The organism is Paenarthrobacter sp. E2MeOHC11, assembly GCF_058744955.1.
The window spans coordinates 3,020,586-3,034,607 of the sequence record NZ_CP196673.1; the positions used below are offsets into that span (position 1 = coordinate 3,020,586).

The window sequence follows — 14,022 nt, forward strand, 5'->3', positions numbered from 1 at the left end:
TGGATTCGCCTGCCAGCACTAAATCCCCATTCCAGCAACGGAAGTCTGATTAGGGTAAGTTCTCGGCATACTGAAACCATGAACCAGCCGCAGCCGTGCGGCCTGAAAGCTGCTCGCTGGCTCGCCGACGCCTTCCTCGACCACGATGGCGGGTTTAGCAGATGCTTGAGACCCCTAGTGTGAACCCGGTCGCGTTGAGTCCGCTTCGCGGCGAATGATTGCCAGGCTGTGCCGATGTGAAGTTCAGGCGAAGTCCGGGAATCGCGAGGCGAGTTTCGCGGCGCTGAATCGATTGTGGTGTTTTGTAGGTAGGTCAGCCGCTCGGCATTGACGGGAGGTGACACGTCTCCGAACAGGACGCCATCGTGTCCTCGGTCTGCCACGGATACCTCGGATTGCTCAACACCAGGCTTTCGGACGGCAGCCTCCTACCAGGAGGGCCGGAAAGTAACCGGCTTCGCGTGGCAGGAAGAAGTGCTGGCTCGGGTCGACAAGCTCGTGCCGTACAACGCGGAGGAAGAGATGAAAGAACGCGGAGCACTCTATGAGAAAGCCCTGCTCCCGTTCGTCTCCTACGCCATTGCTGACGGTAACCTCGTCACGGGCCAGAATCCTGGATCGGCCAAAGCGACTTCCCAGAAGGTTGCGGAACTTCTCTAAAGCGTTTGGCGGGATAGTCCGAGAGGCGCGTGCCGGCGTCGTGGTCCCCTTTGGTCCGGTGGCGCTGCGAATAACAGCACCTGTACAGACCGCGAGGGCCGCGACCCTTGAGGGTCGCGGCCCTGGGCGGGCGGGCTGCTACTTGATCAGTGCTGCTGCCTGCTCCATGAGGTCGCTGGCCGTGGCCACGCCGTTGGCGTCAGCGCCCTTGCCGGACGCCGTAGCGGAAATCAGCACCCCATCCTTGATGGCGTAAGCCATGTAGGTGGTTTGTGCCGCGCCGCTAGCTGTGGACATTTCCGTCTTGTAGGCCACAGTTCCGGGGACCGTGCTGATGCCGTCGAACTTTTCAGTGGCGACGTTCATCGATTGACCGGACATGGACAGCGTCATCTTCGCGCACTTCTCGGCCTGCGCGCCGCTCTTATCGATGCTGTCCTGGAGCTTCTGCTTATCGAGCCCGGAGGTCAAGGTCACCATGGTCATGACCCCGGATGCAGCGTCCAGATCTGCGCCGGCAGCGGTGGTTGAACCGGCGAGGGTCTCACTGCCACCCAGCGTTGCAAGGTCCTTGCACTCAGCCGGTTCGATGGTGAACATGCTCATGAGCGCCTTCATGGGATTCTCCTGGGCGAGTTCCTCACTTGAAGCAACAGTCAATTCCTTGCCAGACTTCGGCTTGATCTGCTTGACCAGTTCAACGAGCTCGTCGTTGGTGTACTGCTTGGCGGTGGTGGGCGTCGGCGACGCCGTGGCTTCGGGCGAAGCGGCATCAGTCGAGCCCGTTGACCCACCACATCCTGTCAGTGCCATCACTACCAACGCCGACATACCGACGCTCTGCAGCGCAAACTTCTTCACTCTATTTCCCCCATTGGGTCTACTTTTACGGCCGGGTGGTCCCCAGTTGAGATAACACTATCGGTCATCAACGTGTGGGCGCCGCTGGCTTGAGACGGGGGAAGTTCGCCATCCAACGTGCCTCCGCGTCCCTTTGCGGCTTTGAGTCAGGTTCGCTTGCGGCTCGCGATCAAGTCAGAGAGGTGCTGCACATCGGCGAGGTTCGCGTCCGTGGCCAGTGCAACGTAGTGGTCCATGACGGCTGGCCGGTAGCGCACTGGCAAAGTCTGTCCTGGGGCGAGTCGGGTGAGAGCGGTGATCGTTAGGCTTTCGTCTGCGATGCCGCGGAACGAGATTCCGTCGGCGGTTTCCACGTCGAGCATCAGGACGACGCGCGGGTTGCTGTTGACCTCGCGCCAGTCGACCAGAACACCGAGCGCAAGCGTCCCATTTCGCAGCTCCGCATTGCGCTTCCGCGCTTCACCGCTGAGGACCGGGTTCGGGGCGACGCCCGGGAAGCTGGGTCCGACGCCGAGCGACTCCCGACTCAAGTCCGGCCTGAGCTGCTCCATCAGGTCGTTGAGCTTCTTCTTCGAACCGAACATTCTGACCTCTCCCCCCAACAGCGGTGCCGGAATTTCGGCCTTGAGATTCGCCTCACCGCGATTCTATGTCATGGACATTCCCGGCCACGGTTGCGAATCTGGCACACCTCCCAACGTCCACGAGAATTGCCGATGGTCTGCGTAGCATTGGGCCCAACAACTCTTTGGGGGAGCAATGAATTTAGGTCCGGCCTTTGGAATCATCGGGATTCTATACGTTATCTTTGTGATCGCGATTGCCGTCCTGGCGGTGTATGCCTTGGTCTTGACCATTATCTTCTTACGGCTGCGAATCGCTGAGTTGAAGAGGGCGGCACGCTCCGAGGAGGGTTAAACCATTGCCTGGTCTTGTGCCAAGTGCAGAGTCCCTTGCTGCCCTCATCGAACTGATCGTGACCTCAGAATGGCCTCACGGGGAACAGGAGCAGGCCGAGTACTTCCAAAGGCTCGGATTTCAGCAGCATGCAATGAATGCCGATTCTCCATCAGTCCTTAGTGGCGAACTGTTGAGTCCCTATTTAGCCCCTGCAGCAGGCTCTTGGATGTCGTATAGAGGTGACTTGTTTTGCATAAACCTCTCCTTATACGAGGAGTCTTCCGGCCGATCTGCCACGTCCAGACTGGGCTACGACCTGATCCTTGCCTTTCTTAGGGCCAAATATGGTCCCCCAATGGATGAGACGAATGCGAAACCCGGAATGACCTCCGCCATGTGGAGGGTCGGGCAAACGGCCGTGGAGATGTATTTCTTCGTTGCCCCTACGCCATCGGTCCAAATCGGTGTCCTACACGCCGACCGGAGCGCAACTTTTGAAGGTCGCCGTTCCAACTGAATAGCTGGTCGCCGACTAAGCCAAAGTCAGCACCGGCAGTAAATCACCCGTGTCCACCCGCCTCCAGCCCCGCGCCAACAGCCGCCACAAACGCATCCGTCTCAGCTGACCTCCTGCTCTTCAGCCACAGCGCCGAGGTCCGCCATGCCAACGGATCACCAACCAACGGCCGCCACACAATCCCTGCAGGCAGCGGCGTCCACGGCTCCTCATTGAAATGCACCCCGCGGCCAGCCATGATCAGCCCGTGCGTGAAGTGCTGGTTGCGTGCGTGCACGATCGCGGCAGGAAGATACCCGGCGTCCCGGCACGTGTGCAGGAACGAGTCGTACAGGGTGGGCGCCATGTGCCGCGGGAAGATGATCAACGGGCTCCCGGCAAGATCGCCAAGCCGCACGGAAGAAGCAGAAGCGAGCGGGTGCGAAGCATTCATCACCACGCCCAGCGCCCGCGAGAACACCGGCCCCGACTCAAAACCCACGCTGCTCAACGGGTGACGGACCACCGCGACGTCCAGTTCGCCGTCGCGCAGTCGCTCAACCTGCTCAACGGTGGTGAGCTCGTGAAGGTTCAGCAGAACGTCAGGCGCAGACGCAGCAAACGTAGAAACCATCGTGGACAAGGCAACAGGGTTCGTATCAGGCGGCACTGCCACCTGCAGGATGCCGGAAGCACCAGGCCGGATCCGCCGCATGGACTCCTGCGCCATGGCCACGTGATCCAGCACCCCACGCGCATGCTCCAACAGCAAAGCCCCTGCTTCAGACAGTTCCACGCCGGTGCGCCGCCGGTGAAACAGCTGAACCCCGAGCTCTTTCTCCAGGTCCTTGATCCGTTGCGAAAGTGGCGGTTGGGCCATGTGCAATCGCTGGGCCGCACGGCCAAAATGAAGCTCTTCGGAGAGCACCACGAAGTACTTGAGATGGTGGAGGTCCATCGCCGCACCATATCAGTTTGGTATCAAAGCGAGTACATATTGATGTTAGACGGGTCACATTCGCTGATGGTCAGATGGGAATCAAGAAGCCCCAACGAGCCAAAGGAAATTCCCCAATGTCCCAGGACGTCCTCTTCGAACAAAACGGACCCATCGCCACCATCACCCTGAACCGCCCGGAGAAGCTCAACGCCTGGACCGAGGCCATGCGCAGCGAACTCATCGACTACCTGGAAGGCCTCAAGGGCAACGATGAAGTCCGCACGGTCATCCTCACCGGCAGCGGCCGCGCGTTCTGCGCCGGGCAGGACCTGGCCGAGACTGCATCCATGAACCCCGAGGATCACGAGTCCGCCGAGGCCTGGATCGACGGCTTCGACCGCCTCTATCGCGCCGTCCGCAACCTCGACCAGATCACCATCGCCGCGGTCAACGGCGTCGCCGCCGGCTCCGGTTTCCAGTACTCGCTCCTCGCCGACCTCCGCGTCGGTGACTCCAAAGTCCGCATGGGCCAGCCGGAAGTCCTCTCCGGCATCCCCAGCATCACCGGCATCTGGGCCATGTGGAGCATCCTGGGCAAGTCCAAGACCTCCCAGTTCGTCCTCACCGGCGAGCTGGTGGACGCTGCCGAGGCTCAGCGGCTTGGCCTCCTCAACTATGTGGCGGACGACGGCGGCGTGCTGGCTTACGCCAAGGACCTCGCCGCCCGCTTGAGCCTCCTTCCTCCGGGCGCGGTCCGGTTGACCAAGAACCGCCTGCGCAGCCTGGAAGACGACGACCTCAGCGACGCCATGGCAGAAGCGAAGCGCGTGCACCGCCAGGCCTACGGCACCGGCGAGCCGCAGCGCGAAATGGCCCGCTTCCTCGCCGGCCGCCGCTGATCGGACGGGACTCCACCATGAAAACCGCAACCCAAGACCGCTATACCGAACTGCGGAACAGCCACCGCTGGGAGGTTCCTGAGCTCTACAACATGGCCGTCGACGTCGCCGACCGGCACCCAAGGGACAAGCGGGCACTCATCCTGGAGTCCGCCGTCGAAGGTCAACGCGAGGTGAGATGGGGCGAGATCCAGGACCGTTCCCGCCAGATCGCCGCCACCCTCCAAAAGGCGGGCATCAAGAAGGGCGACCGTGTCGCCGTCCTGCTGCCGCAGCGTTCCGACACCCCGTCCGCCTACTTGGGCGTGCTGCGGACCGGTGCCATCCTGGTCACGATGTCCCTGCTCTGGGCCGCGGAGCCCATCCGGTTCCGGCTGGAGGACAGTGGTGCGTCGGTGATCATCGCCGAGGAGTCAGCGAAGCCCTTGTTCAAGGACTTCGAGGGCACTTTCATCGACATCGACAGCCCGGCGATTAAAGAGGCGTCCACAGAGTTCCAGGATGTCGAAACCACAGCCGACGACCCCGCACTCATCTTCTACACCTCGGGCACCACCGGCCGGGCCAAGGGAATCGTCCACGCGCATCGGACCCTCCTGGGCCACAACGAGTTCGAGTACTGCCACCAGATGGGCGACGGCGATGTGTTCTACGGTGCGGGGGACTGGGCATGGTCGCTGGCCAAGCTCATGGGCCCGCTCCGGCTCGGCGCAACGCACCTGGTCTTCCGGCCCAACGGCGGCTTCGACCCGGCAGCCCTTCTAGACAGCATGAGCCGCCACCGCGTCACCAGCGCGCTGGTGAACCCGACGTTCCTGCGCAAGATGCGCGAAGACGTGCCCGACGCCGGTACCCGCTTCCCGCTGCACCTGCGGACAGTTTGCTCGTCCAATGAGCCGCTGACGCCGGACCTGATCACCTGGTTCGAAGCGCAATACGGCGTGACGCTGCTGGACTACTACGGTTCCACCGAGTCCTACCCGCTGCTGGGCAACTATCCGGATGTTCCCGTGAAACCCGGGTCCATGGGGCGTCCACTTCCTGGATGGGAAGTCCGCCTGCTGGACGACAACGAGCAGGAAGTAGCCACGGGCGAGACCGGCGAGATCTGCCTCCGCGCGCGATCCAACCCGCAATTTCCCTTGGGATACTGGAACATGCCGGAGGCGTCCGCCACCGCATTCGGAGGCGGTTGGTACCACACCAAGGACCAGGCCTATACGGACGATGACGGCTACTTCTGGTTCCTGGGGAGGACCGACGACGTCATTAAAACGTCCGGATACCGTGTGGGGCCCTACGAGCTGGAGGCAGTCATTCGCGAACTCGATCCCGTCAGGGACGTGTCGGTCACCGGAGTGCCCGACGAGCTCCGCGGCCAGTCCATCAAGGCATGGATCGAACTGATGCCCGGTCACGCTGGGGGAGCGGACCTGAGCGAAACCATCGTGGCGCACGTGAAGGAGAACTTCTCCCGCTTCGCCTACCCACGATTCATCGAATACGTCACCGCGCTGCCGATGTCCGCCACTGGAAAAGTCCAGCGGGCCCAGCTCCGCGAACTCCCACACGTTGTAGCCTCTCCCCGCCCCGAAGGACAACAATCATGAATACGATGACCGAGAAAGTTGCTGACACTGAGTCTTCCCCTCGGCGCAGCCTGAAGCGCGTTGCCGCGGCAGCCGCCGTCGGAAATTTTGTCGAATGGTTCGACTCCGCGGCCTACGCGGTCATGTCCGTCACCATCGCGAAACTCTTCTTCCCGGACTATTCGACGACGGCGTCACTCCTGGCCGTGTGGGCGATCTTCGCCGGCGGCTTCATCGCCAGGCCGCTCGGGGCGGCTTTCTTTGGACGCTACGGTGACCGGATTGGCCGCAACAAGATGCTCGGCCTGTGTGTGCTGATCATGAGCGCGGCGACGTTCTGCATCGGTATCCTGCCCACGTTCGCGGTGATCGGTGTCTGGGCGCCGATCCTGCTGTTCGTGTTCCGCGCGGTCCAGGGCTTCACCACCGGTGGCGAGTACACGGGTTCGTCCGCTTTCATTGTTGAGTACGCTCCCGAAGGTAAGCGGGCGACCTACGCCAGCATCATTCCGGCCACTGTTGGGTTGGCTTCGGTTGCGGGGGCTTTGCTGGGTGTTGCGATCACTTCCACGTTGAGCCCTGCTGATTTGCAGGCGTGGGGTTGGCGAATTCCGTTCCTGCTCGCGGCACCGCTGGGTCTGATCGGCCTGTATATCCGGTCCCGTGTGGATGACACTCCGGTGTTCCGCGGTCTGGAGAAGACGGGCGAAGTTGCCAAGCGGCCTCTGGGCGATGCCATCCGGATGTGCTCGCGCCAGATCTTCACGCTCTTCGGCTACAGCATCACCAATGCCATCGCGTACTACCTGATGAGCAGTTACATGATCGCGTACATGACCTCGAGCCTTGGCTATTCCTCGGCAGAATCCATGATCACTAGTGTGATCACCATGCTTGTCTACACCGCGGTTTGCCCGTTGGCAGCTCGTGCCAGTGACCGGTACGGCCGCAAACGAATGCTGCTGGTGGCCTGTGTGGGCTTCGTGGTGATGACCATTCCGGCGTTCTCCATCATGCCGCTGGGGCTCGGGTTCGCGATCCTGGGGACCAGTGTCCTGGGTGCATTGGTGGCCGTGATCGGAACGTCCAATGTGCCGGCCCTAGTAGAGATGTTCCCGTCATCCGTCCGTGCATCCGGTTCAGCCATTGGCTACACCCTGGCCTACGTGCTGTTCGGTGGAACCGCTCCCTTCGTGGCCACCGGCTTGGTGGCTGGCTTCGGAACCCCGCTGGCCCCGGCCTTCTACCTGATGGGCATGGCGCTGGTATCCGCTGTGGTGGTTGTCCTATTCTTCCGGGAGACCAAGGACCTCTCGCTGTCGCGGACCACGGTCCTGTAGTTTTTGCACCTGTGAGAGAGGTCGGGTCGGGCGCACGTCAGCGCCCCACCCGACCTCTTTCTGGTGCACGAAAAAAGTGCGTACCCGCCCGGCGATTTATGCGCGGTTGTTGGTCGCATGGTCGAACTCAGGCGGATGGATCTCAGGCAGAGCTAGGTGTACCGCCCAGCCTCACAACGAACTCTTCAACCCTGGCGAATACCTCGGCTTGGGCCTGCTGGGAGGCCCGCCAATCGTCAGGGATCTGCAAAGAGTGGTCTGCCCCAGGCACCTCAAAGAACGTTCCTGCACTCTCAGATTCACGTCCTCCATCCCAGAGCTTGTCCAGAGAACCTCCGATAAAGAGGTCGTCCTTCGACGATGCGCAGATGGTGCTTCTGAGCCGCTCATCAGTGAGCAGCGGGGTCAGCCAGATTCCAGGGGTACGGGTCTCCTCCGCCCAAAGGATAGACAAAGTACTGAACGACATGGCGACGATTTTGGTTTTTCCCGGACAGCCGTGGAGGCTTCTTGCCCAGGTGAAGGATTCCACGAGGCATGCTACTTGGCGCGGGCGAGTGCCCCCGGAAGGGCAAAAGAATTGATAGTTACGTGTCATTAGCAGTCCGAGACGTCTTCTACACTAGGGAAAATGCCCAGACGATGGCGTCCTGAGGCCTGGGCCCTGGGGAGGACAAATGACAGAAATCGTGACGTGGAAAGCCATGAGCCCGGCCGAGGTCTGTGACCTCATGGACTTCTGGGCTGCCGCCGCGTGGCCGCTGACGCGGGACGAAGTGCAGCGCCTCGCCGTCGAGCGTTATGGCTGGAGCATCGAGGTGGAGGACGACGTTCCCTACCTTATGAACACGGTATCGGGCTTCACTATCCCGGACGTTTCGACGATTGGTAGCGAGGGAGCTCTCAGCTACATCAGCCTGCGGATCTCTGACGTAATCCGTAGGATCACGCCGGAATCAACTGAATTCCTCGGGGACAACTTTGCGCTCATGGTGCGTGAAGGAACGGAGCGCTGGGGAAAGCAGCTGATGCGAGCGTCTGCGGGCTCGGAGTCGGCGAGCTGGTGCTTGTCCTCCGGTGCGCGCATCTCATTGAATTGCCATCCGAAGAGCCTCAGCGCAATGTTCCAGACGCCGCAGGGCGTCGAGCTCGACCGGACGTCGGGGAACTGAGGTGGCTCGCGCCAAAAGGCTCCAACGCCGCTCTCCTGAACCTCCGCCGTCGAAGTTTCTGGCCCCAGGCACCTATGCCGTGTACGACGGCGTCGAGGTCCGACTGTCTACAAAGGGCCAGGGCTGGGAGCTCTGGAGCAACGAGCGAACTGCGGGCTTCACCAGAGACGAGTATGGCCGGTATGTGCGGCGAGTCACCGTGGGGGACCCGCTGGAGTTGGAGTGCTTCAGACTCGAGTATCACGGCATCTACCGTGGCATCACCATTGCGGCCCAATCGCCTGAAGGGCCGGTGATGGCCTGGACGAACGATTCGACGTCAGTTGCTGAGGGGTTTCGGCAGGTCGATCGTGGTGAATACAGGAAGTCCATCCCCTTGGACGACCCCGACCTAAGTATCACCACCACGCGAACTCCCTTTCCCATGCCATGGAGGAAGACCACATGAAAGACCTCATAAGACCGGGACGTTATGCCGTTCTTGACGGCGTTGAGTATCAGCTGCAGCCCCGAGGAGATGTTTGGGTGCTGTGGACGGATCAGCCAACGCCGGGATTCACTGCTTTGGGTAAGCGCGGATTCATCCGGGAGATCGGTCGGGAGGAGCAGTTGGAGTGCCATGAAGTCGTTCGTCGTGGCACTTATCGAGGCTTGATCGTCGAAGTCCGTCTGAGTGGCCCACACGGACTCATGGTGAGCACTCTGGAACCCTCAGCTGGTGACGAGGGGTTTGAACGACTTGATCCCCGTGATCCGGATCGGGTCAAAAATATCCCTCATGATGACCCGGACCTCCATTTCAGCACTGTCAGAAGACGGGTGCCGATGCCGTGGACTGAGCGGAAGCCAAGCGAGCAGGCTGCGTTCGACTGGAACGACTTCCGCGATCGACTCGCAGCCACCCTCCGATCCGTATCGGATCGCGCCTATCTGATCATCGCCTCTGACGTGTACCCCAACCGGTATGTGCAATTCGCGGGGCAGGGCGACCGTCTTGACGCCGAGGCTCCAGGAAAGGATGTAGCGGTTAACGCCGACGAGTCCGTGCTGAGGGACGCCGGCTGGCAGGCGCCCGGCCTTGCGCAGCCGAACTGGTCCTCCGTTCTGCCGCTTCCAGCGTTGACCTCGGAGTACCGTGAGCTCGCGGAGCGGTGCGTCGCCGCATTGCGGAGTTCCTACGGCTTAAAGAGTCCTGACGAGCTCAGCTATCGGGCCTGGCGGGAGGCAGAGCAGATACCAGGAGGACAGACCTGGTCCGCAGAACGGGTGGCCCGGATGGACCCCGGTTCCGCTTCCTTGGACCTCCCCGGTCTGGGGCTCGACTCGAACCACGTCGACGCACAGGGGACTGTGGAACGGGAGCGGCGACCCACCGTGTGGGTCAGCTCCCTGGACCACCCGCGGGTCGAGGAAATTCTCAGTACCTCGCCCATGAAGGCGATCAACCCTCGCGTGCAGCTCAGCCTGCTCACCCACCCCGACGCGGTTCTGGAATGGAGAAACCTGTCGACGACGAAGGTCATCGCCGTGACCGACGATGGCACTCTGGAATTGCGCCATGCCGGCCTCAACCGCACAAAGGTAGTGGCCCGGGCTGACTCTGTGCGGCCCTTCGCCCTTGACGTGGTGCAGGGGATGCTTTGGCCGGAGAAGCAGATAGCCACCTTTGAGGATGCACCTGGGGTTGATGTAAAAGTCGGGCCCCATGGTACGGAGATTCGTTGGGGACGCGGTCATTGGGTGGATTTCATCGGCGGCTTCGAGACCTTCCGTGCGGCCTACCCTCTGATTCACTTGCTCAACGCCACGGACGCCGAGATCGCCCAGTCAATCGAGGCCGATGACGGCAGACCCCTTTTCCGCGTGGGTGAGACGTTAAAGGATGCCGCTGCCGCGGCCGGGTACGATTTCAACTTTTTCAGCTATTCCGCGTGGAGGGTCTGGACCGAACGAGCGAAGAACGCTACCCCCGGAAGAGGACGAAACATATGACCTGGAAATCAATGCCCCCTGCTGAGCTCTGCGACATCATGGACTTTTGGATTGCAGCCCCTTGGCCGATGTCGAAGGATGAGGCCCAGCAACGTGCTGTGGAGCGGTTCGGTTGGACCATCGAAGTGGAGAACGACACGCCATATCTAATGAACACAGTCTCCAACTTCACCACCGCTGATGTTATGACCATCGATTACAAAAACGTGATGATGGATTTGAGCCTCGACACCTCGGACACCATCCGGGAGGTGACACCGGAGTCCACCGCATTCCTCGGCGACGCCCATACGCTCATGGTCCGTGAGGGCGAAGCACGGTGGGAAAAGCCAAAGCTGGAGTACTTCGAAGAGACCACAACAGCGCTATGGAACGTCGACGGCGGTGCAATAGTCTCCTTCAGCTTCCTCCCCAGGGGTCTCTCTGCTGAATACGAGACACCGCAAGGTGCAGAACTGGAGCGGAAAAGCGGCGATCGATGACGTGTGCAGGAGCGCTCGCTGATCAGCGTGCGTTTTCCCTTTGCTGGTCGGGCGAAACCTCATGGCCGCTTACGTGGAAGTGACCGTACCGGCGTAGGCAAAGGTACATACCGATGAACGTGGCAAACCCTAGGACCGGCCCCGCCCATCCAACGATTGAGGAGCCGCGCAGAAGTGTGCCTACCACGGCGAAGACAGTAGCCATGATGACAATCGCCGGGCTGTCCGGACCCGTCTTGTACTGAGCTTTGCGGCCTATCTGCCCATAGAGCAAGCCCACAACTAAGGGAAAAACGATGCAGACCCCGCCAGCCACCAAGAGCCAGGGAATTGGGGCCAGCGTCGCCATGCCGATTGTCAGTCCGTACCAACCCGCTAACATCAACCAATAACCGGTGGCACTCTTGCCATGGATCTTCATAGTGTTACGACGCCCCCATCATCGGGTGCCCAGCATAGCCACTGAGGATCACACCCGTAGTCACAAGGCTCGCAGTCACCGGCCGCCGCTACTTCCCAGGCTTCCGACTACACCGCGTCTTGCTCCCTTCCCCGCGTACACGCGGCGCCCAATGAAGAAGGCCAAGGAACTGGCAACTAGGAGGACTGCGCAGCTGACGATCAGCTCGGCCGCCGAGACGTTTCCGAAAGCGTTCCTGAAGAGCAGGGTGCTGGGGGCCGTCGGTGGAAAGAACGTGAACAGCTGAACAATCTGGGATCCAGGCTCCTCAGATAGCAGGCCCAAGGCGTAACCCGGGGCGAACATCAGAATGACGAATAGCGTGGCGAAGGCCGAACCTTCACGGACGCTTCGAAGCCGTGCGCCGATAGCTGCGTGAATGGAGACCATGAACACTACGCCGAGCAGAAGGATTAGCAGCCCCACAACCATTTTGGAGCCATCCAACACCCAGGTTTGGAATGCCGGTAGGGGCAATCCGAGGTCCCGGCCCACGGCCACATAGACCACTACCAACGGCAGAGACATGCTCAGGAGCTGAACCAGTCCCAGGACAGCGGTGGTCAGGATCTTGGTTGCATAGACACTCGCCGGGGATGTATCCAGAAAGAGCACCTCACGGATTTTCTGTTCGCGCTCCTCAGCGAAGCTGGACATGATCTGGTTGCCAAGAAAAATGGTCACTACGAAGTACAGGAGCAGGAAGAGCAGGGGAGGCACCACGGAAGACAACCCTGGATCGGCACTGCCATTCCTGTAGCCAACACGATTGACCTCAATGCTGCCGGTCAAAGGCTTGGCTAGCCCAGGTAGTGCGGCACCTCTGATCGTGGAAATTTGCAACAGGTGGCGGGCCAGGGGCGTAGACCGTTGGTCGCCTACCAGTCCGCGATTGTTCTCATAGATGTCGATGCGGCCATTTGCGGGGTTGGTGGGGAAAACCAGCAGTGTCTGTGCTTTTCCCTGTTCCACGTCATGGATGGCTGAAGCAACATCAAAAACCTGGGTTCCACCTGACTCTTCGGCAAGCTTTACGTCTATCACGCCGCCGGGGTCCACGTAGTTGAAGTCCATCACGCCCACCGTGCTGTTTGTGGCGTTCTTTTCTGCGGCTGCAGTGCCAACCTGTGCCAGAATCACCAACACGATGACAACGAGTGGAACCGCTAACGTGGCTCCCCAGTAGCTTTTCCTTTTGAAGTGGCGTTTGAGTTCGAAAGCGAGAAGGGTCCGGTTTGGCATGACCATCAGTTCAAGGATCCCAACTGTGCTGAATCGCCATATACGCCCACGAATATCTCGTCGAGGCTCGACAACCGCGTGCTGAAGTCTGTCACCTTAACTCCGGAATTGAGCAGCCGACCCAACAGCTGGTTCGCCGAATCGATCTCGTGCCGTGAGTCCAGCAGGAGGGTGCCATTCTCTGGCATCTCTACATTCCACTCACTGGCGTGCGGCGGAAGAACACCTGTGTAGCTCAATGCGGTACGGCGCCCACCGAGCTTCTGCTTGGCTTCCTCCACTTCGCCTGCAAAGTGTTGCTTGCCCTTGCGGAGAAAGAGGACATTGTTTGTGAGCTCTTCAACTTCATGCATTTGGTTTGTCACCAGAATAAGAGTGGCACCGCGGAGGAGATGCCGTTCCAGGTAGGTCTTAAAGATGGCCTGGTTTACAGGGTCGAAGCCGCGCGTCGGCTCATCCAGGACCAGAAGGTCAGGGTTGCCAACGAACGTGATTCCCAGATGGATCTTCTGCTGCTGACCGTTGGACAGTGTTTGGATTGGTGATCGTGCATGCGGGGCCAACCCGACGTCGTCGAGGTACTCGTACGCCTGCGAACTGGCGTCATGATGTGTGAGGCCGCGAAGTTTCCCGAATAACCGCAGCACGTCCAGAGGAGTATCGCGTTGGAAGTTGCCACGTTCCTCCGGCAGGTAGCCGACGGTGCATGGATGGCCGGCGCCGTAGGGTTGGCCGGCTATGTTTGCCGTACCTTCGCTGGCATTCAGCAGTCCTAGGAGACAGCGGACCAGTGTGGTCTTTCCCGAGCCATTCGGCCCTATGATCGCCAGCGATCCCCCGGCTTTCACAGAGAAAGAGACGTCGTTCAAGGCCTGGAATTGCCCGAAGTTCTTGGAGAGGTTCTCAACGTTGATGAAATTCATGCGTCCTCAATCGGGGTCACTTCGCGTTGGAGAAGCCGCGCCCGGCCTGACTCAGCGTCGGGCGCG

At 60.6% G+C, this 14,022-nt stretch carries 14 protein-coding genes; 7 read left to right on the forward strand and 7 right to left on the reverse strand.

Annotated elements, in window-relative coordinates; translation table 11 throughout:
* Positions 1-474 precede the first annotated feature (474 nt).
* Positions 475-660: a type 1 glutamine amidotransferase family protein gene (locus tag ACSSVG_RS14185; RefSeq protein ID WP_253464506.1), complete on the forward strand. Its 186-nt coding sequence runs from the start codon at positions 475-477 to the stop codon at positions 658-660.
* Between the two features lie 138 nt (positions 661-798).
* Here the strand turns inward: ACSSVG_RS14185 and ACSSVG_RS14190 are convergent, their stop codons facing one another.
* The 3 genes from ACSSVG_RS14190 to ACSSVG_RS14200 all read right to left on the reverse strand — a co-directional run bounded on the left by ACSSVG_RS14190 (position 799) and on the right by ACSSVG_RS14200 (position 3,875).
* Positions 799-1,521 (reverse strand): hypothetical protein, encoded by a 723-nt coding sequence (locus ACSSVG_RS14190; RefSeq protein WP_231343094.1) that lies wholly within the window; start codon positions 1,519-1,521, stop codon positions 799-801.
* Between the two features lie 146 nt (positions 1,522-1,667).
* Positions 1,668-2,105, reverse strand: coding sequence for a hypothetical protein (locus ACSSVG_RS14195; protein WP_492415278.1), 438 nt, complete (start codon positions 2,103-2,105; stop codon positions 1,668-1,670).
* 876 nt (positions 2,106-2,981) lie between these two features.
* Positions 2,982-3,875: a LysR family transcriptional regulator gene (locus ACSSVG_RS14200; RefSeq protein WP_492415279.1), complete on the reverse strand. Its 894-nt coding sequence runs from the start codon at positions 3,873-3,875 to the stop codon at positions 2,982-2,984.
* Positions 3,876-3,991: 116 nt separating this feature from the next.
* Between ACSSVG_RS14200 and ACSSVG_RS14205 the strand changes: the two genes are divergently transcribed.
* The 3 genes from ACSSVG_RS14205 to ACSSVG_RS14215 are packed head-to-tail and all read left to right on the forward strand — an operon-like array spanning position 3,992 to position 7,685.
* Positions 3,992-4,756 carry an enoyl-CoA hydratase/isomerase family protein gene (locus ACSSVG_RS14205; protein ID WP_492415280.1) on the forward strand — a complete coding sequence of 255 codons (765 nt, stop codon included), beginning with the start codon at positions 3,992-3,994 and terminating at the stop codon, positions 4,754-4,756.
* A 17-nt stretch (positions 4,757-4,773) separates the two neighbouring features.
* A complete protein-coding gene (locus ACSSVG_RS14210) occupies positions 4,774-6,366 on the forward strand; it encodes an acetate--CoA ligase (RefSeq protein ID WP_492415281.1) in 1,593 nt (530 codons plus the stop codon).
* On the forward strand, positions 6,363-7,685 hold the full coding sequence (locus ACSSVG_RS14215; protein ID WP_253464484.1) for an MFS transporter: 1,323 nt from the start codon (positions 6,363-6,365) through the stop codon (positions 7,683-7,685). Before ACSSVG_RS14210 ends, ACSSVG_RS14215 begins: the two co-directional genes overlap by 4 nt.
* Positions 7,686-7,827: 142 nt before the next feature.
* On the opposite strand, the gene ACSSVG_RS14220 is transcribed toward ACSSVG_RS14215, so the two are convergent.
* Complete coding sequence (locus ACSSVG_RS14220) at positions 7,828-8,154, reverse strand: hypothetical protein (protein WP_253464482.1); 327 nt, start codon at positions 8,152-8,154, stop codon at positions 7,828-7,830.
* A 208-nt stretch (positions 8,155-8,362) separates the two neighbouring features.
* On the opposite strand from ACSSVG_RS14220, the gene ACSSVG_RS14225 reads away from it, so the two are divergent.
* Complete coding sequence (locus ACSSVG_RS14225; protein WP_492415282.1) at positions 8,363-8,857, forward strand: DUF6301 family protein; 495 nt, start codon at positions 8,363-8,365, stop codon at positions 8,855-8,857.
* Between the two features lie 249 nt (positions 8,858-9,106).
* Here the strand turns inward: ACSSVG_RS14225 and ACSSVG_RS14230 are convergent, their stop codons facing one another.
* Positions 9,107-9,541 (reverse strand): hypothetical protein, encoded by a 435-nt coding sequence (locus ACSSVG_RS14230; RefSeq protein WP_492415283.1) that lies wholly within the window; start codon positions 9,539-9,541, stop codon positions 9,107-9,109.
* A 141-nt stretch (positions 9,542-9,682) separates the two neighbouring features.
* Between ACSSVG_RS14230 and ACSSVG_RS14235 the strand changes: the two genes are divergently transcribed.
* Together ACSSVG_RS14235 and ACSSVG_RS14240 are read left to right on the forward strand one after the other, a co-directional pair.
* Positions 9,683-10,849 carry a TY-Chap domain-containing protein gene (locus ACSSVG_RS14235; RefSeq protein WP_492415284.1) on the forward strand — a complete coding sequence of 389 codons (1,167 nt, stop codon included), beginning with the start codon at positions 9,683-9,685 and terminating at the stop codon, positions 10,847-10,849.
* On the forward strand, positions 10,846-11,331 hold the full coding sequence (locus ACSSVG_RS14240) for a DUF6301 family protein (RefSeq protein WP_492415285.1): 486 nt from the start codon (positions 10,846-10,848) through the stop codon (positions 11,329-11,331). The genes ACSSVG_RS14235 and ACSSVG_RS14240 overlap by 4 nt, the downstream gene beginning before the upstream one ends.
* Positions 11,332-11,827: 496 nt before the next feature.
* Here the strand turns inward: ACSSVG_RS14240 and ACSSVG_RS14245 are convergent, their stop codons facing one another.
* Both ACSSVG_RS14245 and ACSSVG_RS14250 read right to left on the reverse strand, forming a co-directional pair.
* Positions 11,828-13,039: an ABC transporter permease gene (locus ACSSVG_RS14245; RefSeq protein WP_492415286.1), complete on the reverse strand. Its 1,212-nt coding sequence runs from the start codon at positions 13,037-13,039 to the stop codon at positions 11,828-11,830.
* On the reverse strand, positions 13,039-13,956 hold the full coding sequence (locus tag ACSSVG_RS14250; RefSeq protein WP_492415287.1) for an ABC transporter ATP-binding protein: 918 nt from the start codon (positions 13,954-13,956) through the stop codon (positions 13,039-13,041). The genes ACSSVG_RS14245 and ACSSVG_RS14250 overlap by 1 nt, the downstream gene beginning before the upstream one ends.
* Between the last annotated feature and the right edge of the window lie 66 nt (positions 13,957-14,022).